The sequence below is a fragment of the Zobellia russellii genome, assembly GCF_018728565.1.
Taxonomy (GTDB): domain Bacteria; phylum Bacteroidota; class Bacteroidia; order Flavobacteriales; family Flavobacteriaceae; genus Zobellia; species Zobellia russellii.
The window spans coordinates 638916-663492 of record NZ_JACSOI010000001.1 but is presented as its reverse complement, the minus strand read 5'-3'; the positions used below and the strand labels follow the sequence as shown (position 1 = coordinate 663492).

The 24577-nt window shown below is 39.3% G+C and carries 18 protein-coding genes; 11 read left to right on the top strand and 7 right to left on the bottom strand.

Translation table 11 applies throughout. The features are described from left to right. Positions 1-15 precede the first annotated feature (15 nt). On the bottom strand, positions 16-369 hold the full coding sequence (locus tag H9565_RS02840; RefSeq protein ID WP_215437253.1) for a hypothetical protein: 354 nt from the start codon (positions 367-369) through the stop codon (positions 16-18). Positions 370-453: 84 nt separating this feature from the next. On the opposite strand from H9565_RS02840, the gene H9565_RS02835 reads away from it, so the two are divergent. Beyond that, positions 454-990 carry a CvpA family protein gene (locus H9565_RS02835; RefSeq protein WP_215437251.1) on the top strand — a complete coding sequence of 179 codons (537 nt, stop codon included), beginning with the start codon at positions 454-456 and terminating at the stop codon, positions 988-990. Between the two features lie 175 nt (positions 991-1165). Next, complete coding sequence (locus H9565_RS02830; RefSeq protein ID WP_215437248.1) at positions 1166-1585, top strand: lipocalin-like domain-containing protein; 420 nt, start codon at positions 1166-1168, stop codon at positions 1583-1585. Positions 1586-1659: 74 nt separating this feature from the next. Here the strand turns inward: H9565_RS02830 and H9565_RS02825 are convergent, their stop codons facing one another. Next, on the bottom strand, positions 1660-7176 hold the full coding sequence (locus tag H9565_RS02825) for an alpha-2-macroglobulin family protein (protein ID WP_215437245.1): 5517 nt from the start codon (positions 7174-7176) through the stop codon (positions 1660-1662). 350 nt (positions 7177-7526) lie between these two features. Here H9565_RS02825 and H9565_RS02820 point away from each other — a divergent pair, with 350 nt between their 5' ends. The 5 genes from H9565_RS02820 (at position 7527) to amaB (ending at position 12460) form a co-directional block, all read left to right on the top strand. Further along, positions 7527-8003, top strand: coding sequence for a CAP domain-containing protein (locus H9565_RS02820; protein WP_215437242.1), 477 nt, complete (start codon positions 7527-7529; stop codon positions 8001-8003). A gap of 141 nt (positions 8004-8144) precedes the next feature. Beyond that, positions 8145-8684: a 3-hydroxyanthranilate 3,4-dioxygenase gene (locus H9565_RS02815; protein WP_215437239.1), complete on the top strand. Its 540-nt coding sequence runs from the start codon at positions 8145-8147 to the stop codon at positions 8682-8684. A 94-nt stretch (positions 8685-8778) separates the two neighbouring features. Beyond that, positions 8779-10377: a CHASE domain-containing protein gene (locus tag H9565_RS02810; RefSeq protein WP_215437236.1), complete on the top strand. Its 1599-nt coding sequence runs from the start codon at positions 8779-8781 to the stop codon at positions 10375-10377. A 41-nt stretch (positions 10378-10418) separates the two neighbouring features. Continuing rightward, positions 10419-10775, top strand: a complete 357-nt coding sequence (locus H9565_RS02805) for a DUF1304 domain-containing protein (protein WP_215437233.1) — start codon at positions 10419-10421, stop codon at positions 10773-10775. 131 nt (positions 10776-10906) lie between these two features. Continuing rightward, positions 10907-12460 (top strand): L-piperidine-6-carboxylate dehydrogenase, encoded by a 1554-nt coding sequence (gene amaB, locus H9565_RS02800; RefSeq protein WP_215437231.1) that lies wholly within the window; start codon positions 10907-10909, stop codon positions 12458-12460. Between the two features lie 141 nt (positions 12461-12601). Here the strand turns inward: amaB and H9565_RS20225 are convergent, their stop codons facing one another. Further along, a complete protein-coding gene (locus tag H9565_RS20225) occupies positions 12602-12733 on the bottom strand; it encodes a hypothetical protein (RefSeq protein ID WP_256439084.1) in 132 nt (43 codons plus the stop codon). A 423-nt stretch (positions 12734-13156) separates the two neighbouring features. Here H9565_RS20225 and H9565_RS02795 point away from each other — a divergent pair, with 423 nt between their 5' ends. Both H9565_RS02795 and H9565_RS02790 read left to right on the top strand, forming a co-directional pair. After that, the gene (locus H9565_RS02795) at positions 13157-14074 is read left to right on the top strand and encodes an OmpA family protein (protein WP_215437228.1); all 918 of its coding nucleotides are present in this window, start codon (positions 13157-13159) and stop codon (positions 14072-14074) included. Positions 14075-14097: 23 nt separating this feature from the next. Next, the gene (locus H9565_RS02790; protein WP_215437227.1) at positions 14098-14679 is read left to right on the top strand and encodes a hypothetical protein; all 582 of its coding nucleotides are present in this window, start codon (positions 14098-14100) and stop codon (positions 14677-14679) included. A gap of 328 nt (positions 14680-15007) precedes the next feature. Here H9565_RS02790 and H9565_RS02785 read toward each other — a convergent pair whose 3' ends face one another. The 4 genes from H9565_RS02785 to H9565_RS02770 form a co-directional block, all read right to left on the bottom strand. Next, positions 15008-16006, bottom strand: a complete 999-nt coding sequence (locus tag H9565_RS02785) for an acyl-ACP desaturase (protein WP_215437225.1) — start codon at positions 16004-16006, stop codon at positions 15008-15010. A gap of 62 nt (positions 16007-16068) precedes the next feature. Beyond that, positions 16069-16794: a metallophosphoesterase gene (locus tag H9565_RS02780; protein ID WP_215437223.1), complete on the bottom strand. Its 726-nt coding sequence runs from the start codon at positions 16792-16794 to the stop codon at positions 16069-16071. Continuing rightward, a complete protein-coding gene (locus H9565_RS02775; RefSeq protein WP_215437221.1) occupies positions 16791-17876 on the bottom strand; it encodes a DNA helicase PriA in 1086 nt (361 codons plus the stop codon). The genes H9565_RS02780 and H9565_RS02775 overlap by 4 nt, the downstream gene beginning before the upstream one ends. Positions 17877-17929: 53 nt before the next feature. Next, a complete protein-coding gene (locus H9565_RS02770; RefSeq protein ID WP_215437219.1) occupies positions 17930-19069 on the bottom strand; it encodes an SPFH domain-containing protein in 1140 nt (379 codons plus the stop codon). A 287-nt stretch (positions 19070-19356) separates the two neighbouring features. On the opposite strand from H9565_RS02770, the gene H9565_RS02765 reads away from it, so the two are divergent. Next, on the top strand, positions 19357-22572 hold the full coding sequence (locus H9565_RS02765; RefSeq protein ID WP_215437216.1) for a SusC/RagA family TonB-linked outer membrane protein: 3216 nt from the start codon (positions 19357-19359) through the stop codon (positions 22570-22572). A 19-nt stretch (positions 22573-22591) separates the two neighbouring features. Further along, positions 22592-24403, top strand: a complete 1812-nt coding sequence (locus H9565_RS02760) for a RagB/SusD family nutrient uptake outer membrane protein (protein ID WP_215437214.1) — start codon at positions 22592-22594, stop codon at positions 24401-24403. The last annotated feature ends 174 nt before the right edge of the window (positions 24404-24577 follow it).

Sequence of the window (24577 nt, the reverse complement as noted above, 5' to 3'; positions counted from 1 at the left end):
TAGATTTTACATACGTTATATATACTCTCGTTCCACAAAATACCCAACAATGGCTTCTTTCATTAAAACCGATTGCTCTCCGGCTTTTAATGTTGGTAATTCTTCTTTAACAATGTAGTGGGGCCAACCCTCTTCATCGAAAAATTCAAATTCATAATACCCGTAGGGTTCCAATAAACGACAAATAGCAATGTGCATTAAATCTAACTTGTCATCTTTTTTATATTTTTTGTGGTACTGTCCTAGTTCTTGGATTCCTACCAGATATATAATTGCGTCTAGCTCCAAGGTATCCCCGCTAGCAAATTGGGCGGATAGCTTTTCTACCAACGCGTTCCATTTTTCTTTTAACTCTTCGTCTCTTGCCATTAATCTCTTTGCGTTTTTCCGCCGATTGAATATAAGTAGCAAAGGTACAAATCAAAATACTACTTTTGTGTAAAGACATTCGCCATGAGCTTCTTGGACATTATTTTAGGATTACTGCTTTTATACGGACTTTGGAAAGGTTTAAAAAACGGACTTTTCGTAGAGCTTGCCTCTCTTATTGCTCTGATTGCAGGTATTTACGGCGCTATTCATTTTTCATATTACGCAGGTGATTACCTTTCCCAAAACATGGAATGGAACGAACGGTATATTAATATTGCAGCCTTTGTAATCACATTCATTGTTATAGTTTTTGCCGTGCAATTGGCCGGACGATTTTTAACCAAAATAGCCAATTTTGCTATGCTCGGCTTACTGAACAAGATTGCAGGCGGTATTTTTGGTGTTGTGAAAGTTGCCGTAATTTTGGGCGCTTTACTTATATTCTTTGAACGCGTTAACAATTCTGCAGGTGTTGTAAAAGATGAAACCATGAAAGACTCCGTTCTTTACGAACCTATAAAGGAAATTGGCGCATTTATTTTCAACAAGGTCCTTAAGGAAGAAAAAACAAACCCAAAAGGCGAAATACAAAAAGAAACCCTCCAAGCTAGTATCTAACACCTAATCTCTTTTGTTTCAAGCAAAAAGAAATATACTCGCCGTTTTTTACCGAATAAAACGCTTGTTAAGCTATAAACTTCACCCTTAAAAGTGGTAGTTGCTCTAAAACATGTACCAACATGTAATTTCTAAAATGTACCAGCGTTTTAGTACTTCACCAAATCTGATTCAAATGAAAAAACCAATTTTACTATTATTTTTGGCTGCAGGTTGCATTTTCACTTCATGCAAAAAAGACAGCTCAAGTGATGATGGTGACCTAGCAGGAACTTGGTCTCTTATTGCATATATAGATGATGAAGGCGAAGAACCCACTAATGAATGCGAAAGCATGGATCTATTGCGCTTTAAAGACGGAAACGTTTTTGATTATGAGTTTCATAGTACGGATAGTAGCAGTGGCGACTGTATAGAAGGCGTTCATGACTCCGGAACCTGGTCCTATTTATTCAACTCAAAAGTTCAACTGGATTACGGTACTGAAGGAAATTCAGATGTAACTGTTGCAAAATATAAGGTTTCCGGTGATATTCTGACTCTTACTTTTGATGAAGGCAATGGCGAATATCAAGAAAAATATAAAAAGAAATAAAAAACACTACTTACTTTTAAGACGAAAAAGACCCTGTTAACAGGGTCTTTTTTATTTAATAAATAGAATGTTTTCTACTGAACCACCTCTACCCATCTTCCGGGTGTACGCACTACATAATCATTATTATACATAGCTTCCGCTTGGATGCCGGGCAAATAATATCTCCCTAAATACGAAGCATTCAACAATACCCTGAATGTTTTTTCTTCGTTCTTCTTCATATCAAAATAAAAGTTGCTTCGGTCATCACGAATATCGGTGTATGTTACTTGGTTATCCGCAAATTCCCCAAAATCGGTAAATCGGGTGTTCACTATCTCCCATCCACTCGGGAAAATCTCTGTTAAAGCCACATTCTTAATTGCCTTGTCCGTAGTATTCGTTAAAGTTACCTCGGCAACAAAATCCGTTCCTTGCTGCATTTGTGCTACATTAAGTATGGAGCCATCCCTGCCCTTAAACCTTAGGTTTGCCACCAGATTTTGCTGTATGGTTTTCTCTTTACCTACGGGTAAAATTCCCTGATTAACAATGGTAACGAACAATGTATTGCCCTCTGTATTTTTCAATTCTAATATATTTGTCCCGTTTTTAATGGCGATCTCATGAGTAGCCAAAGTCTTTGCTGTTTCTACATTTTTGCCCTTACCATTTACCGTTAGCGTTGCTTTTATACCCTTACCCCCAACAAGATCAGCGAATTTGGCCATGGCAATAAGACTATAGGCCGTAGTCTGTGTGCTTAACCATCTAGGTTCGGAAATACGCCCAGCTATAGTTTTGGCCAAGTCTTGGGCTTTATTTTTATCTTTTACCAAGATATAGGACTCCAAGGCCATGGCTCTATCCCTATCCGAAGAACCATAGGTATATTCATTAGTAGAGCTTTCAAAATTCAATGAAGCCTTACTCAAAATAGATTTAGCCACATTATCCTGACCAATTAGAGCATAACTAGCGGCCAACCTAAATTTAGCCTCATTGGACAAGCCACTTGTTTCCCGCAACCGGTTCATACTGGATACGTCTGCATTGCCCGATAATGCTAAGGTGAATAAACGGTAAGCTTGCGCCAAATCCGAACTATTACTTCCCGAACGCCATTGTTTTGAACTGTTTTGCTGATATTTTATCCAACTAGATTTAAAACCAATGGGCAGGACATATCCTTTCTTTTCGGCCTCCAGCAAAAAGTGTCCGGCGTATGAAGTACCCCAATCATTAGAATAGTTCTGACCGGGCCAATACGAGAACCCTCCAGTAGCATTTTGATAACCTCCCAAAAGTTTAATGGCACGTACTAAATTCTGCTGTATGTTCTTTTTTCTATTTCCATCTAAATCAAAAATATCCGAAAGATACAATTGCGGAAATGCGGCAGAGGTGGTCTGTTCTAAGCAACCATGAGGGTACCTAATGAGGTTCTGCATACGACCGTTAAAGTTCATGGCAGGTAAAGTAGAAAACTCAATTTCTGCCTTATTGCTTCCCGTAACACCAAAAGTCTCCAAGTTTATGGTCTGTGCAGAATTAGGCTCCAAGATTATTTTTTGCACTTCTGATGTAACCGGATTAGGATTCAGCACATCAATAGGAATTTCAAAAGAAGCGGTCTCCCCGTTACCAGAGGCTTCAACCACAACTTTTCCTATACCTTTAAAATCGGCCACTTGTAGTTTAAAATAGGCCATTTTCTCATCAGGCTGACTAAAAGTGACTGTTTGAGTGGCAACACCGGCAATGGTGAAAGATGGGTCCGACATTAATTTCAACGTTACATTTTTCACCTTCTTTTCCATGGCAAAGACCGTAACAGGAAGGGTTACCGTTTCTCCCGGTGTAATTTTTCTAGGCAACGAAGCCAATACCATTAGCGGTTTGCGCACGGGCGTGGTTTCTTCTGCCATACCATAAGCTCCTGTTTCTGCATTACCCGCCACGACCATAGTGCGTACAGAACCAACATATTTTGGAATCTTGACCTCATGGTTCTTGGTCTCCCCTTCTTTTAGGGTAAAAGGACCTAGGTGGACTACCATGGGTTCAAAACGATTGGCTTTTTTGTTTTTTGCGCCTGCTAGTTCGCCATCACCGCCAATAGCGAATACTTGATTTACCTTACCTCCAAATGCTCCAATAACCTCATCAAAAACATCCCAAGTTTTAACGCCAAGTGCTTCGTGGGCGTAAAAGGTATCCCAAGGATTTGGGGTTTTAAAACGTGTTAAATCCAACAACCCTTCATCTACAATGGCAATACTGTACGTCATTGCCTTTTTATTTTTTTCACCCACTTTAACCGTTATGGTCTCTTCTGGCCGTAATACGTTAGGCATGGCAATAACAGGTGAAATTTTAGTCTGCGGATTTTCTACAGAAACAGGAACAATACCGTATAACCGTATAGGATTATCATTCAAAGTTGTGGCATGGGGTTGCAATAAAGAAATATGGACAAATACATTGGGTGCATACAGTTCTTTCATGGAAAGCTCAAATTTTGTATCGCCCTTGGCCGTATCTACCCAAAGAGTTTCCAAAACTTCCGTACCGTTCTCTACCGTGACCAAAGCACGACTTCCCAAAGAACTAGGAAATGTAACCGTAGCGGTTTCGCCTACCTTATAGGTTTCCTTATCTGTAGAGAACACCAACATAGTTGCCGCAGAAGGATCCGTTTTTCGGGATTTTCCGGCCCATCCTGGCCAATCTATATACATTGTTTTGGCTGAGGAGTGCCCTCCATTCGGGTCTTCTACACGTACCAAATACCTACCCCACTCAGGATACTTTAATTCAAATTCAAAATTAGCTTTACCGTTGGCATTGGTACTTATTGTTTTTTCAAAAACCTTTTCATGATACTGACTACTGCTATAATTAGACAAATTATCCGCAGAAGTATCCCACCACCACCTCCAGCTGACTTTATGAATGGTTACGTTTAAATTTTTAGTAGCCTTTGGGTTCCCTTTTTCGTCCACAGTAACCACATCAAAAGTATGTGGGGTATCGGTCAAAAGCATTCCCCTGTTCTTGTCACCTTTAGGAATTGTGAGCCCTACATAGGTGTTATAGGGCGAATACGTTTTAGTAAAAACATCCGTACTAAAATCACCTCCGTTTTCGTAAACCTTAGTGATAAAAGCAGCTTTTAACATGCCTGGTGCCTTACTTGTAAGTTGAGGGTTCATTCTAAAATGCGCCTTTCCCCCGGCATCTATTTTTCCATCAAAAACCACTTGGTCTTCCGCCGAAAAATTACGAGTGGGGTCATCAAAAATATAACTCGGAAATTTATCGAACTCCGTAATTGATGCATTGAATTTTGCCGTAATATCCGCTTTTAAGTTTTTTGCGATAGCACCATGCAACCACTTTACCTCCATATCCCCAGAAATGGGTTGGGTGGCATTTAGAATTTCTTCATCAAACTCCGTTTTAATTTTTAACCTATTGGGTTTGATAGTTTCAATTTTAAGAGATTTAGTAAACGTAGCCCCACCAACGGAGACTTTTGCCAACCAATTTCCGGTAGGCGCATTTTCATCCGTACTTAGATTAAATTGATAAAAATTGTTGAGTCCGTTTGTTCTTATCTCACGGTGCACCACTTTATTGTAAGGGTCTAACAGTTCTAATTTTACAGGATGGTTCTCCGGTAATTCATGTGCATTGTCATTCAACATAAAAGAAAGGAAAATCTTGTCTCCCGGGCGCCAAACACCTCGTTCCCCAAAAATAAATCCTTTAAGCCCTTTTTGAAGTTGCACACCGGACACCTTAAACTTACTGACGGAAAGCGCATTACCGTCATTTAATTTTACATACGTTTTTTGACCGTTGCTTTCAACAATTGCAAAATAGGCTTGGTTTTCAGCATCAAAAACGGACATACCCTCAGCATCCGTAACCACATGCCCCAAAATTTGCTGTTGGTAATTATAAAACGTAACCTTAGCTCCGGCTACTGGCTTGGTATTTAAAATATCGGTTACGGCAACGAAGTAACTTTTATTGATTCCCTTCTTTATGGTTACGCCCAAATCGGAAGCCAAAATATTCATCCCTACTTTTTTATCGTAATAGTAGGATTGGTCACAAGGGTTTTCCCTTTCGTTCCAATTATAGTTATAATAGTAATCGTCGTAATAATAGTTCTCTACATTGTCCCAAGAACTATTCTCATTTTCCTCATCAAAATTAGCTTCGTCCTCTATTAAAGACCCAAAATTGGAATCCTCACACTTATAAGCACTGTCTTCTGGACCAAAATCCAGTTCTACCCTATACATAGCACCGGCATCTGGTGTAATTAAACTCTTAAGATCAAGTGCATGTGCAGACCATTTTCCACTAGAATTGGAAACATTATCCAATGTAATTTTCTTCCGGGCAATAGGTCTTGCAACGGCCAGTAAATTTCCCTGTCCGCTAAGATTGTTGTTTTGCAAAAATTGCAGGATATTGTTTTCATAAATCTTGAATACCGAAACCCTTACCGACGCCAAGCTTACTGCTTCAAAATTGATTTTTAGATTACTGGAGGAGGGCAAAATTGCCCCGTTGGAAAGTAACCTTACCTGTGGTTTTAACCTTTCATAAGCAACCCGCTCCGTAAATTTGGTTTTCAACTTATTGCCGTCCGTACTTTGTATGCCCTCGTAGACTTGTAATGTAACCGTACCTTCTATATCTTTTGAAGGATATACCTTTAACGTATTCCCATCTACGGTATATTTAAGATTATCATCTTGTTCCAGCACCACCAAACCCTTAAAATTCTGTCCTTTCTTAATAGGGTCCGAAAAATTAACGGATACCAATGCGTTTTCACCTGTTTCTACCGTGGCATCCAAAACCGTAAAATTATTTTTGCCGGGAATAGTTATATTCTCGGTGCCGTTACTTTCTATCTTAAACGGGCTTCCGTTCCATGATACTTCCAATTTAGAGTCTTCCGCAGACCTCTGGATACTATCTATTCTAAAAGAAAATTGAGTCCCCTTTTCCGTTCCGGCATCAAAACTAATTTGAACTGCCTTGCCATTGTGCGTGGCTGAAACCAATTGTTTTGCCTTCTCTAGAGGAAAAACATCTGCCATTCGTAACTGTCCCGTTATGTATTGTAGCTCTTTGGAATAGGATTGAAGCGCGTTGGTGTAAATGTTAAACTGCTGCTCCAACGTTTTTACACTAAAAGTTAAGGTGTGCAGATCATTGGGCAGTTCACTTATAATATCATCTAAATGAAGGGTGAAACGGTACTCCTTATTCTGGTCAAAACCGTTTTGGGGAACAAATGCGATTGTACGATTATCTAGAGCTACTACCTTGCCTTTTACTTTGGGCGATACTTTAAAAAGATTCTCGGTTAGCTCATCTCCGGCATTCCACCCGTCTACAGGTGCGTTCAAAACTACTCTTACACTGCTCTGAGCAGAGATAATTCCGTGCGAGACCTGACCTACGTAATCCTGAAAACGATTCAAGTTATCCGCTCGCTTGGCCGCACTCTCTCCTTTAGAATTACATGCCGATAAAAAAGCAAAAAGCAACAGAATACGAAAAAATGAACTGACCTTCATAGAAAGATTGTTTTACACAAAAATAGCGGTTAAAAAACAGAATACATCACGGTTTTCATTGAATCACGGTATTCTTAAAAACCCTGTTTACAGTAGAAACGAAATAGATTTGTTATTGTTGGATGCGAGCAATAAAATAGATATGCAAGGCCAACGTGCGGTTTGACTTACAATAACTTATTAGAAAGGTGTATTTCATCGAAAAGTGAAAATTATAGAGGAAACTAATCATATTATTTTAGATATTCGCCTCAGAACATATCCCCCTTATCGTTCTATAGAACACGAGAACACCCCACTCTTCTCTCCTACTTTTTAAAGAACGCGCCTACTTACAAATAGAACTTTGTATGAAAATGAGAATGCACTATGTGGCCCTCGTTTTATTTGTATGTACTTTGGCCTCTTGCAGTAAAGAGTCCGTGGAATCCACAAGTATTATCGAGACCGAGAACGCCGAAACTGTAGAAAAAGAACTTCTTGAAGCCGTTAACGGACACCGGCTTTCCATTGGAAGAAACTCACTGGAATTTAGCTCTGTGGCATACGAACATGCCAATAAACACACAGACTATATGATTGCCAAAGGAGGCCTGAACCATGACAATTTTAGTTCACGTGCCTCTGAGATATCTTCAGAAGAGGCTGCGGAATACGTTGCCGAGAACGTTGCCAAAGATTACACCACGGCCTCCGAAGCGCTAAAAGGGTGGTTAAACAGTTCTAGCCATAAAAAAACTATGGAGGATGAATTTACGCACACCGCAGTGAGCGTTAAGAAGGATGCCAATGGAAAACTATATTTTACCCAAATATTTTTCCGTTAATTTTTTAAACGTTAAAGTCCACTATCTACATCTACGTACTAGTAATACAGCATACTTTTTCATAAATTTGAGATGAAATGGCCGCTCCTTTTGCACGTGTAAAAACACGTGCAAAAGGATTTGGCTGTAAATGTCAAAAAAATGTCCGTAAAAGCTCCTTTTAATCTAAACCGTTGGATAGAAGAAAATAGGCACACCCTTAAACCTCCCGTAGGTAACAAAAACCTCTACAAAGATGCCGGAGACTACATAGTTATGGTGGTTGCAGGCCCAAATGCCAGAAAAGATTACCATTACAATGAAACCGAAGAACTTTTCTATCAACTAGAAGGGAATATAGAAGTTCATATACAAGAGGAGGGAAAAAAGAAAACAATGACGCTAGGACCGGGCGATATGTATCTGCATCCTGCCAAAATACCACACTCCCCTGTTAGGCATGAAGGCAGTATAGGACTGGTTATTGAACGAAAGAGGGCCGACATGAACGTTGATGACGGCTTACTATGGTTTTGCGATAATTGCAATCATAAACTTTACGAAGCTTACTTTACCTTAAATGATATTGAAATAGATTTTTTAAAGCATTTCAAACATTTTTATGGTTCGGAAGATTTACGTACATGCGACAATTGCGGTACGGTTATGCCTGTTGATGCCAGATTTGTTAGCAACAGTTAAAAAATAATTCCTATATAAAACGAAAAATTACCGTTCTTTGGAAGTATCACCGGCATAGCCAGTTTTTTTTTAGGAGTCCCCACACCAACCTCTTATGACCAAATCACAGATTCTAAAATACTTGGCAATACTGCTAACAGGAATTAGTTTATCCCTGTTCATTTTCTTTTCCATTAACAACAGGTACCTGCTAAGAAATAAGGCAGCTATAGATAACGCAGTCACCAAATCAGTAATAAAATTAGAGGACGAACTTAATAAGGTCAACTTAGTAGTTGAGTCAATGGCCTTTTTCTATGAGAACAAAAGTTTTATACCCCAGCATCTTTTTGAACGTTTTACAAATCCGTTTTTAAAAGAACTTAATGGGATAAAAGCACTTGCTTGGTCCCCTAAAATTACAGACTCCGAGAAGAGCAAATTTGAGAAATTCACTAAAATAAATGAGGTTGACCTGGAAAGCAACTTAGTTCCTTCTAAGACACGAGACGTCTATTACCCCGTTAGAGTACTCAATCCCTTAGCCCCATTTAAAAAAGTACTGGGTTACAATCTTTATGCGGACAGTACTAAACGAGATGCCGTTTTAAGATCCATCAAAAGCAATAAACCTGCAATCTCAGGCCCTATAACCCTAATTGCAGATAGTGATTACGACAAGGGTATCCTAGCATTAAAAGCGGTTAATGACCGTAAAACGGGAGAAAACAAAGGCGTTGTCCTTGGAGCCTACCGTATGGACAAGCTTATTTCGGAAACCCTAAAATCCGAAGTTAAGGTATTGAACATGTGCATTCATGAGTATACGGGCAATGCACTTTTATTCAATAATGTAGATGAAAGTGACTTTAACTACAAAACTGCCATTGAAAAAACCATAAGGGCCGTAGATAGCAAATGGCGAGTACATTTTGTACCAAAAGACGAGTATCTGTCCTTTCCTCATATTTTTGAATCCTATGTGGTATTGCTTTTAGGGTTGGCCACCACATTTTTGTTAACCCACCTAGCCCGCAGAAGAGACAATCATAATGACCGTTTAGAGGCCCGTGTTCTTTTACGAACGGCAGAACTAGAGGAATCTAACAAACAGAAGGAAAATTTGCTCAGGGAAATCCATCACCGGGTAAAGAACAACCTTCAAATTACGTCTAGTCTCATCAATATGCAAAAGCGAAAATTGGTCAGTAAAGAAGCTATTACTGCGTTGCAGGATAGCCAGGCCAGAATATCCGCCATTGCTCTTACCCATCAAAAAATTTATCAGGACAAAGACTCAAAAGCAGTAAACCTACATGAATATCTAAAGGATTTAATGGAGTATCAAAACAAGATATCCCCAACTTTCACCTATAAAATAAACTGCCCAGAAATATCCATAGATCTTGATAGGGCGGTACCACTTGCCCTAATTATATCGGAATTGGTAACCAACGCAGTAAAGCACGCCTATCCGGATACGACTAAATACAATGAGCTTATCATAGATGTAGATATATTGGATAACGGCATGGCCGCATTCTCAATTAAGGACAATGGCAAAGGGCTTCCCGAGGATTTTTCCGTTGAAAATGCAGAAGGAATAGGTTTTGATATCATAAAGGCCCTATGCCGCCAAATTTCTGCGGAATTTAGTTATGATTCCAGTGACAGCGGAACCCATTTTACCGTAACTTTCGGTAATCAAGTGTAGTTCCTCCAATTGAGGAGGCTACAAACATTAATAGTACTCCTATGGCACAAAAAATAATAATTGGTTTTATTGCTCTTCTCCATTTGTACTTTCTTTATTTTGAAATGTTCGCTTGGACTACAAAAGGTAGAAAAGTATTCAGGAAATTCCCTGCAGAACTGTTTGAGCCAACAAAACCCATGGCCGCTAACCAAGGCTTGTACAATGGCTTCTTAGCGGCAGGCCTTATTTGGTCACTCCTCATTACAGATACTACATGGCAAACAAACATTGCACTGTTCTTTCTTGGCTGTGTTTCTATTGCAGGACTATATGGCGCCTTCTCGGTAGAAAAGAAAATTTTCTATATCCAGGCCTTGCCGGCATTAACTGCAATAGCTCTTATTTTATTTGGCTAAGCTTGTTTAAAGTCAAGTTTACAAAGAAGCTAAAAAACTACCCTTAAAGCATTTTGATAAAATTTATTTTTCTGACTTAGAAAAAGTATCTTTATCAAAAATATAACAATACACACTTAAAAAGTTATAAAATGTCAAAAATAGCATCGCAATTCGGTATAGATAAAGCCCTTAAAGAATTAGGCATTCAAGATATAAATAATGGAACCTCTACAGGATCTTCAAGTTTTGGTTCGGGCGAAATTATTTCATCATACTCACCCGTTGATGGGGCATTAATTGCGAAAGTAAATACGACTACAAAAGAAGATTATGAAAAGGTAATGGAAGCTGCCACGGCATCTTTCAAAACTTGGCGAACCAAGCCCGCACCGTTACGTGGTGAAATTGTTCGTCAATTTGGAGAAAAGTTACGTGAGAAAAAGGAAGCTCTAGGAAAGCTTGTATCCTATGAAATGGGCAAAAGCTATCAAGAAGGATTAGGCGAGGTCCAAGAAATGATAGACATCTGTGATTTTGCCGTTGGTCTCTCCAGACAATTGCACGGTCTTACGATGCACTCGGAAAGACCAGGGCACCGCATGTACGAACAATATCACTCTTTAGGAGTAGTTGGTATCATATCCGCATTTAACTTCCCGGTTGCCGTTTGGGCATGGAATACGGCCTTAGCTTGGATTTGTGGTGATGTATGTGTTTGGAAACCATCAGAAAAAACACCGTTATGTGGTGTTGCCTGCCAAAACATTGCTGCTGAAGTTGTTAAAGCCAATAATTTACCCGAAGGCATTTCTTGCCTGATCAATGGCGATTATAAAGTTGGAGAAATGATGACCAATGATACCCGAATTCCTTTGGTATCTGCCACTGGCTCTACACGAATGGGAAAAAATGTAGCACAGACGGTAGCTGCCAGATTGGGCAAATCCTTGTTGGAACTTGGGGGTAACAACGCTATTATCGTAACACCGGATGCAGATATAAAAATGACGGTTATAGGTGCTGTTTTTGGTGCTGTTGGAACAGCCGGGCAACGTTGTACTTCCACACGAAGATTAATCATTCATGATAGCATTTATGATAAAGTTAAAGCCGCTATCGTTGATGCGTACAAGCAACTAAGAATTGGCAATCCTTTAGACGAAAACAATCATGTAGGCCCATTAATAGACACGGATGCCGTGGCTTTGTACAACGCAGCGCTTGAAAAAGTGGTAGACGAAGGTGGAAAAATTATTGTTGAAGGTGGTGTACTGGAAGGTGACGGCTACGAAAGTGGTTGTTATGTAAAGCCGGCCATAGCGGAAGCAAAACCTGATTTTAAAATTGTACAGCACGAAACTTTTGCACCAGTTCTTTACCTTTTAAAATATTCTGGATCTATAGAAAAGGCTATAGAGACACAAAATGGTGTAGCACAAGGGTTGTCATCTGCTATAATGACCAATAACCTAAGAGAAGCGGAACATTTTCTATCCGTGGCGGGTAGTGATTGCGGTATTGCCAATGTAAACATAGGAACTTCAGGAGCAGAAATTGGCGGGGCTTTTGGCGGTGAAAAAGAAACTGGCGGTGGTCGCGAATCCGGTTCCGATGCTTGGAAAGTTTATATGAGAAGACAGACCAATACTATTAATTACACCACTGAGCTTCCCTTGGCCCAGGGAATAAAATTTGACCTTTAAGATTTGAGTGTTTTTTAAATGTGAAAACCCGCCGTTAATCATTTGCCCTTCCCCCGAATAGACAAACGAAAAATTAGCGGGTTTTTAAAACACTAACTCAAATAACTATTTAAATAAATTATTAAAATTTTCTCTTGACCGCTATATCTTATTTCGGTCATTTCTTAACGTGTCAATCTCTTGTACCTTCCAACTTCCATGCAGGAGTGCTTGTAACCCCAAGACCACGAACATGCAAATAAAGGTTGCTGCCTTTACTATTTCATCTTTCATAACTAGTGTCATTTAGTGTCCCTGTTTCTTCGCCCTATAAATGTATTTATCTTAGGTCAACTCAAAAAACGATTATGTGTGAGCCTATGGAATACCCCTATAACTTGTTCGTTTTCTTGTATAATCGGTACGGCTAAAAAAAATATCCTGAATCCAATATCAGAAAACATCCATAGTATTGGATGGCAGCTTCACTTTCTCCACCAACCTAATTAATTTACAAACCGCTTATTTACATTGATTTATATCCTTTCTAGTTTTTTGGGATAAAACGACAAAGAGAGCATCAAACATGATAGAGTTTGTTACCAATATAATGCATATTGAAATTTTTGTAGTACTTTACCTATTAATTTAATAGATTTAGAAATAGTTCTATTTTTTTTAATACATTGTACACTAAACACTTATAACCCATTAACTATGAAAAACACCACTCTTTACCTACTTGGTATTATCATTACCATTATAGTAGGTACCTATTTCTATTTTTCGTGTTGCAGCTATTGCGGAGCAATTGCCTCACAAAAAGAAGAACCTGAAAAACAAGTGACTCCAGCTCCAGTTGCCCCAAAAGCAACTTCCTACCCCTTTGCTTTAAGCGATGGCGATTTTGCCTATTCTACGGAAGATAATTTCAATTTTAACACATCTTCGCCTAACTATTTGGAACCTGTTTCAGAAAATGTGAGAAACGGAATCTTACCTGGGCTTAAAAACTTTATGACCGATAATGACACTAAAATTTTAAACATTACCGGCTACTATACTAGTGACGAAAAAAATAACTCAGCTTTTCCAAATCTAGGTCTCGCCCGAGCAAATTCTGTAAAAAACTACTTTGTTTCTCAGGAAATTCCATCTTCACAAATTAACACCAACGGCAAATTAATGGATGAAATGGTTGCGGACAATGATATCTACCGCGGACCAATAGGCTACGATATTGAAGAGGTCTCAGCAGATGCGGAAGACGAAATAAAAGCCCTGTATGATAAAATCACGGCCAACCCACTAATCCTGTATTTCGATACTGCCGAAGCCTCTATCAATCCATCGGAAGAGCAACGGCAAAAAATAGCGGACATTACACACTATCTTGATAAGGTTGAAAATGCCAAGTGTCAGATTATTGGTTACACGGATAGTCAAGGTAGTCGTAAAACAAATATGAGACTTGGTCAAGATAGAGCGGATTTTGCCAAAGCTTATCTTATGAAGAACGGAATTTTGGATAACAGGATACAGACCGATTCAAAAGGCCCTAAAGACCCAATTGCCAGCAACGACACTGAAGAGGGTAGGGCAAAAAACAGACGAACCGTAATTACTATTAAATAATCAACAACTAAAATTGAACTAAAATGGAATCAGGAAATATAAATATTTGGTGCTGGCTAATCCCTCTTCTTGTAGGTGTAATTTGTGGTATTCTAGGATATCTGATCGGCAAAGGAAATACCAAAGTAATAGACAATTCTGAAGAGCTAAAACGCTGCCATGATAAGAATGCGAAATTAAAAGCCGATCTTGAAGCGTGCAACCAAAAATTGTTGACCATGCCGGACAAACCTGATGTTTCCTCTTCGTTGGGAGCAACGGCGGCAGCGGCCCCTGTTGCCATGGCGCCACAACCCGTACTTATACCTTTTGACGCTGCTGCTGCAAAAGCCGCCATTGGCAAAACCGTTAAGGAAAATGATTTAAAGGTGGTTGAAGGAATAGGCCCCAAAATTGAAGGGCTATTTCAGGCCGAGGGCATTAAAACATGGAAAGCCTTATCCGAAACTTCAGTGGCCAGATGCCAAGAGGTTCTTAAAGGTGGCGGAGACCGTTATAAAATTCATGACCCCGCATCATGGCCTATGCAAGCCAAAATGTGCTATGAAGGCAAATGGGCGGAATTGGCCAGATGGCAAGACGAGCATGACCACGGAAAATTATAATCTCAATTTTTACTAGTATTTCAACCCTCCCTCAACGGAGGGTTTTTTTATTGGAAATAGGCCGTTCATCGGTAAAACTGTACTCGTTATATTTTTCACAACACTATACCCAACGTTTACAACAATAATTTATACAGCAAAGAAAACTGCCTTAGTTTTACAGTGTAATTAAGTGATAGTATTGACCCCAAATCTAATCTAGAACTTAACCGAAACAAGTAACAATCCCAAATTGGAACTTGACCTACAAAACAAAATATACCTACTTAAGCAAAAAAAATCCGGTTCAATAATGAACCGGATTTTTTTATCCCCAAAGAAGGCTTTGCTAAATCATACCATTAGCATCTACCCACTTAAACTTATACTGGTCTTCAGGAAATTTCATTCTTTCGGCTATACGCTCCAATCTTGCTGGTAATTTGATTAAATAGTCTCGGGCCTTTTCCGCTTCGTCAGAAAGACTTCTAACATTATCAAGCTCCCAATATGCATTTAACTTTCTAAGGATATCTACATAGTCTTGCGCCGTATATACCCCTAAACGTTGTGCGCAGTTAGAAAAGTTCTCGAACGCCGTACCTACCGTACCACCGGACTCCCGTAAAAAATGGGCCGGCATAACAATTTTCTTTTTCATCATATCCGCAAAAGCCAGCATCATACCTGATGGGTCTTCACCAAAAATGGTTTTCACGAATTCTCTATATGCTAAATGGTGGCGCATTTCATCTCCTGCAATAATGGTACACATCTTGCCCAAAAGTGCATTGCCCTTTTTCTTGGCCATTTGACCTACCCTTTTGTGAGAAATATTGGTAGCCAATTCTTGAAAAGATGTATAAACAAAGTTCTTATATGGATCTCTATCCGTACCAATATCAAAACCATCGGAAATTAAATGTTGTGTGGTAATCTCTATTTCTCGCATATTGACCCTTCCTGACAAGTACAAATACTTATTAAGAACATCTCCATGACGATTTTCTTCGGCCGTCCAGGCCCTAACCCACTTAGACCAACCATTTTTCTTATTTGGCCCATGTTGGTCTATACCTTCAACATCCATAAGCCAAGACTCGTAAGTTGGTAGGGCTTCTTCCGTAATGGTATCTGCTACCATGGTTACCCAAAAGTCATAACCTAACTCTTTGGATTCACCCCTAAGTTCTTTAACTGCCTCTAAAAAACCGTCATTTTCTGAATCGGGCAAAAAATCACTCGGTTGCCAAATGTCCTCTGGCTTTATGAGAAAAGACTCCATAAATCCATCCACCTGCGGCTCAATAGCCTGCATTACCTCTAATCTTATGTTCTTTTCGGACATATTCCTGTTTTTTGTAAAGATCGTTAATTATCTAGTGAAATTATAAAAATTACCCAGCTATTTTAATTTCTACCCGGTTCGTTGGGATATAAGGTGTGCAAAGGTTCACTTTGCCAAACTTTCTTGGTATCAACATCTAACATTGATAGTGCCCCTTTAAATGCTGCTCCGGTATCTACATTCCATATATTGGCTGCCTGTCTTGGTTCCGCAGGTCCAGTTTTGGAAATAGGTGTATGCCCAATAAAAACCTCCTTGTACTGCGCCAATCGTTTTGGGTAATGTGCATCGCTTTTTTCAAGATTTGGGTTCAATGATCTTGCCAACTCCCACAGCGTGCGGTCCCAGTAAAAAGTTTGTTTAAAATACTCATGCTCAACCCCCTTTAAGTTAGTGAATCCAGCATGTAAAAACAACCTGTTCTTAGCATCCAAATAGTAATTTTCAAGGCTCTGGTAGAAAAGAATATGGCTTTCTTTGGTTGCTTTATCCGCCTTTCCATAAGAAGCCAATGTAGCACCTCCTCCGTGCTGTAACCAAAGGGGGTTATCTTTACCGTCTCTCAACCACTCCAGACAAAGCTCATCATGATTGCCCCGTATAAATGTGCAATTATGTGTATTACGTAAACCGATCAGAAAATTAACCGTATCTACGGCCTGGCTCCAACCATCTACATAATCGCCTAAAAAAATAAGTTTGTCCTTTGGGGTTACCTTTCCCCTCTCAAGTAATTGTTTCAACCCTTTTAAGCCAGAGTGAATATCACCTATTACCAATGTTCTCATTGTGCAAAAATCGTAATTATAGTAATTATGGCAAGGACAAAAAGTATCAAAAAGAATATTTTCCAAAAAGAGTAGGGTCTTGTGCCACTTAGTTCTCCGGTTTGCCCGTTGATATAAAAATTGTATTCTTTATTGTTATAGCGATAAGAGCTAATATAGACGGGGAGTAAAACGTGTTTGAACGTTTCGTTGGCCAGCTTTATATCTGCATGAGAAATTCTTTGGGTATCGCCCCCAATATCTTTACGAATCCATGTATTGGCTATTTGTTTTGCTTTTTGAAAGGATGAGTGATGGCCTTCTTTTAAGGAAACGGTATATTTTTCCGTTACGAAGCCTGATAAATATTTTGAATTGAACGGCACCAATTCCTTTACATTCCAAAATGCAATCTTAGCGGGAATATCCCTTCTTTTCTTTTCCGATGCATTAATGAGTATATCATCAACAAAACCCTGTACTACACCCGATGCAGATGACCACCTTGTTTTTCTAACTTGACGGGTTTGCGTTCCATTTTTGGTCTTCACCCGCTGTGTTTCGTAATAATAATCACCTCTTTGCCCTTGGTATTTAGCATGTAGATTGGCATCAAAAGTCCAATATGGTAAATACAGGCCGTGCAACCCTCCCGGATCAAGTGCGGCCCGTTTTAACTTATTGGGTGCAAACCAAATTTTACCCACCCAAGTCTTAAAGATAGATTTGGCCCTTTTTGCATCAATCTGAAAAGGAACAAGCGCACCGGGTACGATCCACCCCTCTTTTTCAATATCCTCAAGAATCAAAGGTTCACTACAATAGATACATTTAAGAGACTTGTAGTTTTCTTCAACATGTTGGTTGGCCCCGCAATTCTTACAATGTAAGACATCAATAGTTTCTGTATATGCATTCTCGCCTACCACTTTAAGATAGTGCTCTAGCTCTAGCTCTTCAAAACTGCTTTTGGCCTGTTCTATGAACTCCTCATACCCACAATACTCACATTTTAATTGATGTGAGCCTGGTTTAAACTTCAATTCGGCACCACAATTGGCACATGGCTTTTTATGTTCCGATTGTTTTATTTCTTCTTCCATTAATCAGTTCCTCTATTTTGGAAAGATGGCATCTAACAGGAGACAAAAATCATTTAACTATTAGTTGGTAGCGGTGGAGGCGTATTCCCCCCTAAAAACGATTTTAATTCTTCCACCTCTTTTAGGGCTGTCCAGTTTTGCATGCCCTGCTTCCACACCAATGAATCCCTATTTATGGTCCTACTGGCAAAAAGCTCCTTTAACTTGTCAAAAGCAACAGGTCCGTTCTGCTGGCCGTTGGCGGCATAATAATATTGAACCTGAACCGGCATTGGCGGAGGAACCGAAGCGGATGGTGCCGAACCTCCAAAAGGTTGCTGGGCAGCTTGCGGGTTCATCATATTGCCCATTTGTTGCGCAAGCACAAAACCCATTCCCATTCCCATGCCTGCCCCAGCGGTACCGCCCTCATTCTTGGCCGCTACTTCCATTGCTTTGGCGGCTTTAAATTGCGAAAGCTTTACCATATCCAGCTTATCCAGTCTGCTGTACTCAAAAATCTCCTTTTTAAGCTCTTCCGGCATTGATACGTTTTCAATATAGAAACGCTCCAATTCTATACCTACTCTTCCAAATTCCGGTTGCATTACCTCTTGGCAGGTTTCCGAAAGTTCAGTAGTATTAGCGGCATAAAGTTCTATGGGTAAATTGGCTTCCCCTACCGTATCCGTAAAACGGGTAACGATTAAACTTTTGAGATGTTCATTTACTTCGTAATTGGTAAAATTACCATCGGTTCCTACTACATCTACTACAAATTTACCTGGGTCACTGATCCTAAAACTATACGTTCCAAAAGCCCGTATTTCAACCAAACCGAAGCGTTCGTCACTTAACATTACCGGGTTCTTGGTGCCCCATTTTTCATCGGTAAACAAATGGGTGTTCACAAAATAGACCTCAGCTTTAAACGGACTATCAAAACCATATTTCCATCCTTTCAACGTGGTTAAAATGGGTAAGTTTTGCGTATTAAGTGTATACGTCCCGGGCTTAAAAACATCGGCCAACTGACCTTCGTTAATAAAAACAGCGGTCTGCCCCTCCCGTACTATAAGTTTAGCGTTGTTCTTAATTTCATTTTGATAACGTTCAAAACGATGAACAATGGTGTCATTGGTATTGTCTAGCCACTCTATAATGTCTATAAACTCGTGACTAAGCTTCTTTTTTATTTCGTTGAACAAATCCATTTCTCTAGTTATTAAAAATTTGTAATAAGGTAGTGGATTTCTTTAAAAGGGACAAAGAAGGGGTAGGCAATTTAACAGAGAGTTTGTAGGACTGGATTAGTTAATTAAGAATTGTATCATCATTCAACCAACCTACCTAAGCCTAAATTGTCATAACGACAATTGAATTATGCAAATTTTTGCAAAGTATGAAATTTTTTGCATAATTTTTTCATAAATCTCAGGATTTTAACTACGTTTATGACCTTGATACTCAATTAACCTTTCACAACAAAAAACTTCTCAACATGAAAAACAAAGAGGAACTACTATTCTCTGCGGTTAATTCTTTGGTCAGGGGACCAAAGAAAATATTAGCCACGGCCATTTGCCTATTAACACTCTTAAACGCAAATGCAGAAATTAAAGAAAATGAAAATCCCCTACAACAACCAACCATTTCAGGAACCGTTTATGACGACTTAGGAGAACCGCTACCTGGTGCTAGTATTGTCTTAAAAGGAACCACAGTAGGCACAACGTCTGATTTTGACGGTAACTTTACTTTACAAGTAGAAGGTAATCAACATATTTTGAGCATCTCTTACATTGGTTATAAAACCAAAGAAATAGATTTTTCCGGTAAAACTTCTGTAGAAGTAACAATGGAGACCGATGCGGCCGCCCTTGATGAAATCATAGTAGTAGGTTACAGCAGTCAAAAAAGAGCTACCGTAACCGGGGCTATTAGTACTCTAAAAGGTGGAGATATAGCCCAAGTTCCTGCAGCCAATATTTCACAATCACTTGCCGGTAGAATGGCCGGGGTAAGCATGCGACCCAATGGCGGCACACCCGGTAACGACAACCCAGATATTCATATTAGAGGTATTGTTACTACTGGTAACAATAAACCTCTAATTGTTGTTGATGGTATTAGACGAGATAACATTGGACAGGTTGATCCCAGCGTAATTGAAACCATTACCGTTTTAAAAGATGCTGCAGCTGTAGCACCATTTGGTATTGGCGGAGCAAATGGTGTAATATTAATAACCACAAAAAAAGGAAAATCGGGCAAGCCCGTTGTTAGCATTAACACTTCGTATGCTTTTCAAAAACCTACTTACCTTCCTGAAATGCTGAACGCACAAGACTATATGGCGTTGCAGAACGAAGGTTATTTTAACTTAAACCCTGATGGAACTACTCCTCCAAATGATCCGGATTTAATTGCTAATTACCCTTCCTTACATAAACAAGATCCTTACCGGTATCCCGATGCAAATTTTCCAGAAATATTCAAGAAAAATTCAGGTATTCAAATTACAAATGCCGAAATAAGTGGAGGAACAGAAAACATTCAATATCATGCCGGCTTAGGCTATTATGACCAAAGCGGTATTTTTGAACCATTAGGATACAAGAGGTACTCATACAATCTTAATATAGATGCAAATTTAAGTGCCAATACCAAAGTAGGTATGTCGCTACTCGGTACAATTGAAAACACAGACGGAATTGATGCCGATGAAACACCAACTCACCTCATGCGGAGTTTTTACAAATTTGTCCCTACTCAAACCCTACTTTATCCTGAAGGTGATAAGTGGGGGGAATCTTCTGCGAACACTCCAGTTGGAGTGTTAAGATCAGATGGTTACAATAGAGAAGAAGATAATACTCTGCTTAGTTCCGTATACCTAGAACAACAACTTCCTTTTATAGAAGGCTTAAGTGTAAAGGGGGTATTCAGTTTTGATAACGAACAGGGGAACGACAAACTGTGGCATGTACCCTATGTATATCACAACATAGATTTATCCCAACAGCCTTACACCTACACCGAAGCTATATCGCTACAAGAAGGAGGAGGAGCACCGTATACATGGCTTCAATTAAAAAACGATAGATCAAAAAAATTCACGTATCAAGGTTACATTAATTACAACCGAACCATAGGGGACCATGCCATCTCTGCATTATTTGTGGCGGAAGCAAGAGAAACTAAAAATGACTGGTTCAATACTAGAAGAAACAATTTCGCTATTGAAATAGATGAATTGAGTCTAGGGAGTTCAGACAAACTAGATTATGACAATGCCGGTTCATCCAGTACAGCTTCCGAACTTGGTTACGTATATAGAGTAGGGTACACTTATAAAAACAAATACATTCTTGAAGCTTCTGGTAGATATGATGGACACTACTCTTTTGCCCCAGGAAACAGATGGGGTTATTTCCCTGCATTCTCTGGCGCATGGCGTATTTCCGAGGAAAAATTTATGCAAAACGTTACGAACGTAAACAATCTAAAGCTAAGAGGTTCATGGGGTAAATCTGGAAATTTACCTTACATCAATGGGAATCTTGCTGCATTTCAATACCTGGCGGGTTATGACTTACGAGGAAATGCATACGCATATGGTAATGGTGTTCTAGTTCAAGGCTCCAGAATTCAAAATGAACCCAATCCTAATATAACATGGGAAATATCTACCAAGTTAGACGTAGGTTTTGACCTTACCATGTATAATGGATTATTAAATATAGAATTTGATTATTTTCATGAAGACCGAACCGGAATGCTTTTAACTCCACAAGTAACTTTGCCGGTAGAATACGGTCTCTCCTTATCTCAAGAGAATAAAGGCGAAATGAACAACGATGGTTTTGAATTTAGCATTGGCACTCAAAAACAATGGGATAGCGGATTACAATTATCTGTTAGCGCCAATATGAGTTATTCAGAGAATAATATGATCGAGGTTTTCCAGAGTGATGCAGAACGTGACAATCCTAACAGAACTAAAGTTGGAAGACCATTTGGTACTCCCTATGGCTATAAATCTTTAGGTTTATTTTCTACTGCAGACGACATTAATAACGATGGTATTATAAACGCAACAGACGGATATAATGTTGAGCAATTTGGAGACTTACACCCAGGAGATGTAAGGTATGCCGATTTGAGTGGCCCAGACGGTGTTCCTGATGGAAAAATAGATTCTAATGACCAAACCGTTATTGGAAAACCTGTTTACCCTTCTACAACGTACGGTCTTAATTCATCTGTGAGTTATAAAGGTTTTGACCTGTCTTTGTTCTTTCAAGGAACTGCAGGTTCTGACATAAACATTCAGACATTCTTGACTTCCCCATTTGCAAATAATGGAAGTAATACTTCCTACGAATACTTTAACAATAGATGGACTCCAGATAACCAAGGTGCCAGATATCCAAGAGCTACGCCATCTCCTTATTCTAATAACACACAAAGTTCAGATTTTTGGATGGTAGATACGAGCTATCTTCGTTTAAAGACGGCTTCTCTTGGTTATGCACTGCCTCAGAGCATAAGCGAAAAACTGAATGTATCTAGAATCGGTTTTACCTTAACTGGACAAAACCTATTTACCATAAGCAAACTAGACTTTATTGACCCTGAACTGGGATATGATGATCGTGAAAACTCCTATCCGATAATGAAATCATTATCGTTTGGAATGAATGTTTCCTTTTAATCAAAAAACTATACAAATCATGAAATACTTACAGAATATAACATATTTCAAAGCAGCCTGCCTCCTGCTCATATCAATATCTTTTTCTTGCGATTCCGAAGAGTTTCTAGAAAACGAAAATAAATCCAAACTTACAGATCAGACGCAATGGCAAAGCGAAGGCAACGCCGATATTTTCGTAAACGATGTCTATAGTGAAATTCCGCGTATATGCACCCTTGCCGAACAACTTGATTATTACACAGATGATTACAACATTAGTCACTATTACACGGCATCTAACTGGCGTCAAGGCATTTGCCAAGCTCCAGGCTCCAGTAACACCAGCCCTTGGGGCGGAACCTATGGTCCAACAAATGGTTACTCTTGGGAAAGCTTTTTCGTAAAAATCAGAAAAAGCAATACAGGGTTAAAAGAACTGGAAGCCAACAAAGAAAACTTTACACCAGAATATTACAATCAACGTATGGATGAATTGAGATTCTTACGAGCCTTTTTTTATAGCGAATATTTCATGCATGTAGGTGGTCTCCCAATTCTAACCGAACCATTGGACAGAAATACAATGACGGAAGAAGAACTACTCATCCCTAGAGCCACTTTTGAAGAAACCTTCAACTTTATAGTCAATGAGTTGGGTAGTATAGTTGATAATGGCCATTTGGAAATAAAATATAACAACGGAGATCCAAATGCCGGTAGAGCAACTTTAGGTGCCGCATTGGCTCTAAAAGGGTGGATTGAGCTATTTGGCGCCAGCCCCTTATTCAATAGTGGCTCTAGCTATTTACCGGATACAGGGAATTTTGTTCACTTTGCAACCGCAGACCCCAATAGATGGGCGACCGCCGCTGCCACCAATAAAAAATTCATAGATGAATACGGTGGTATTTACGATTTGTTCGATGACCTTCCCAATTTATGGAGAGCATCTAATGAATACAATTCAGAAGTAATTTGGGACAGACAAATTGTTGCTAACATTAACGGCATGGGGTCCAATTATGAAAGGCGTGGGGGGCCCACCTATGTATTGGGCCAATATATGACTTGGGGAAACTACAACCCTACCCAGGAGATTGTAGACCAATTTGCCATGGCAAACGGAAAACCGATAACCGACCCCACTTCTGGGTATGATCCTCAAAACCCATATGAAAATAGGGAAAAAAGATTCTACGATTTCATTGTTTATGATGGAGCTCCTTACAAATTGGATTGGATGCCAGAAGAAGATATCATTTATACCCGAATTGATGAAACTTACACCAACCCCGATAAAACCAACCAGATAGACCTTGCAGGTTCAACCGATGTGGGTGATTCTGGATACTACCAAAAAAAACGTTTGAATCCTGACGCGGCACCCGGTAACGACGCCAGCGGTCAGAACGATCTTTTTTATAGATACGCAGAAGTTCTACTGAATTATGCCGAGGCTCAAAACGAAGCCGTTGGTCCGGACCAAACTGTGTACGACGCTATTAATAAAATCAGGAACCGTTCTGACCTTCCTGATCTTCCCGCTGGGCTAAGCCAAGACGAAATGAGGGATGCCATACATACCGAACGCAGAGTTGAACTTTGTTTTGAAAACAAGCGCTATTATGATAACAAACGCCTAATGCAACAAGAAGAAACAATGGGTGTTGCCAGACATAACATGGTTATTAGAAACACAGTTCCTTCAGATAATTCAGGAGTTTGGACATACAGTGTTGAGCCAGAAGTAAAGTTTACACCTAAATTTGAACCTCGTCAATACATGAGCCCTATTCCACAGAATGTAATAGACCAAAACCCAAATATTTCCCAAAATCCCGGTTACTAATCTATTACACCAATAACAACTACAAAGCCACTTATTAAATTTAAGTGGCTTTTTTGTTTAGCACAAACATTTATATAATGGTCTTCTAAATAATTTATAACATAGAAACAAAATATTTAATTTTGATTTTGTTACCTTTCTTAAACAAGAGGAAGCACCTCATGAAATTTACTA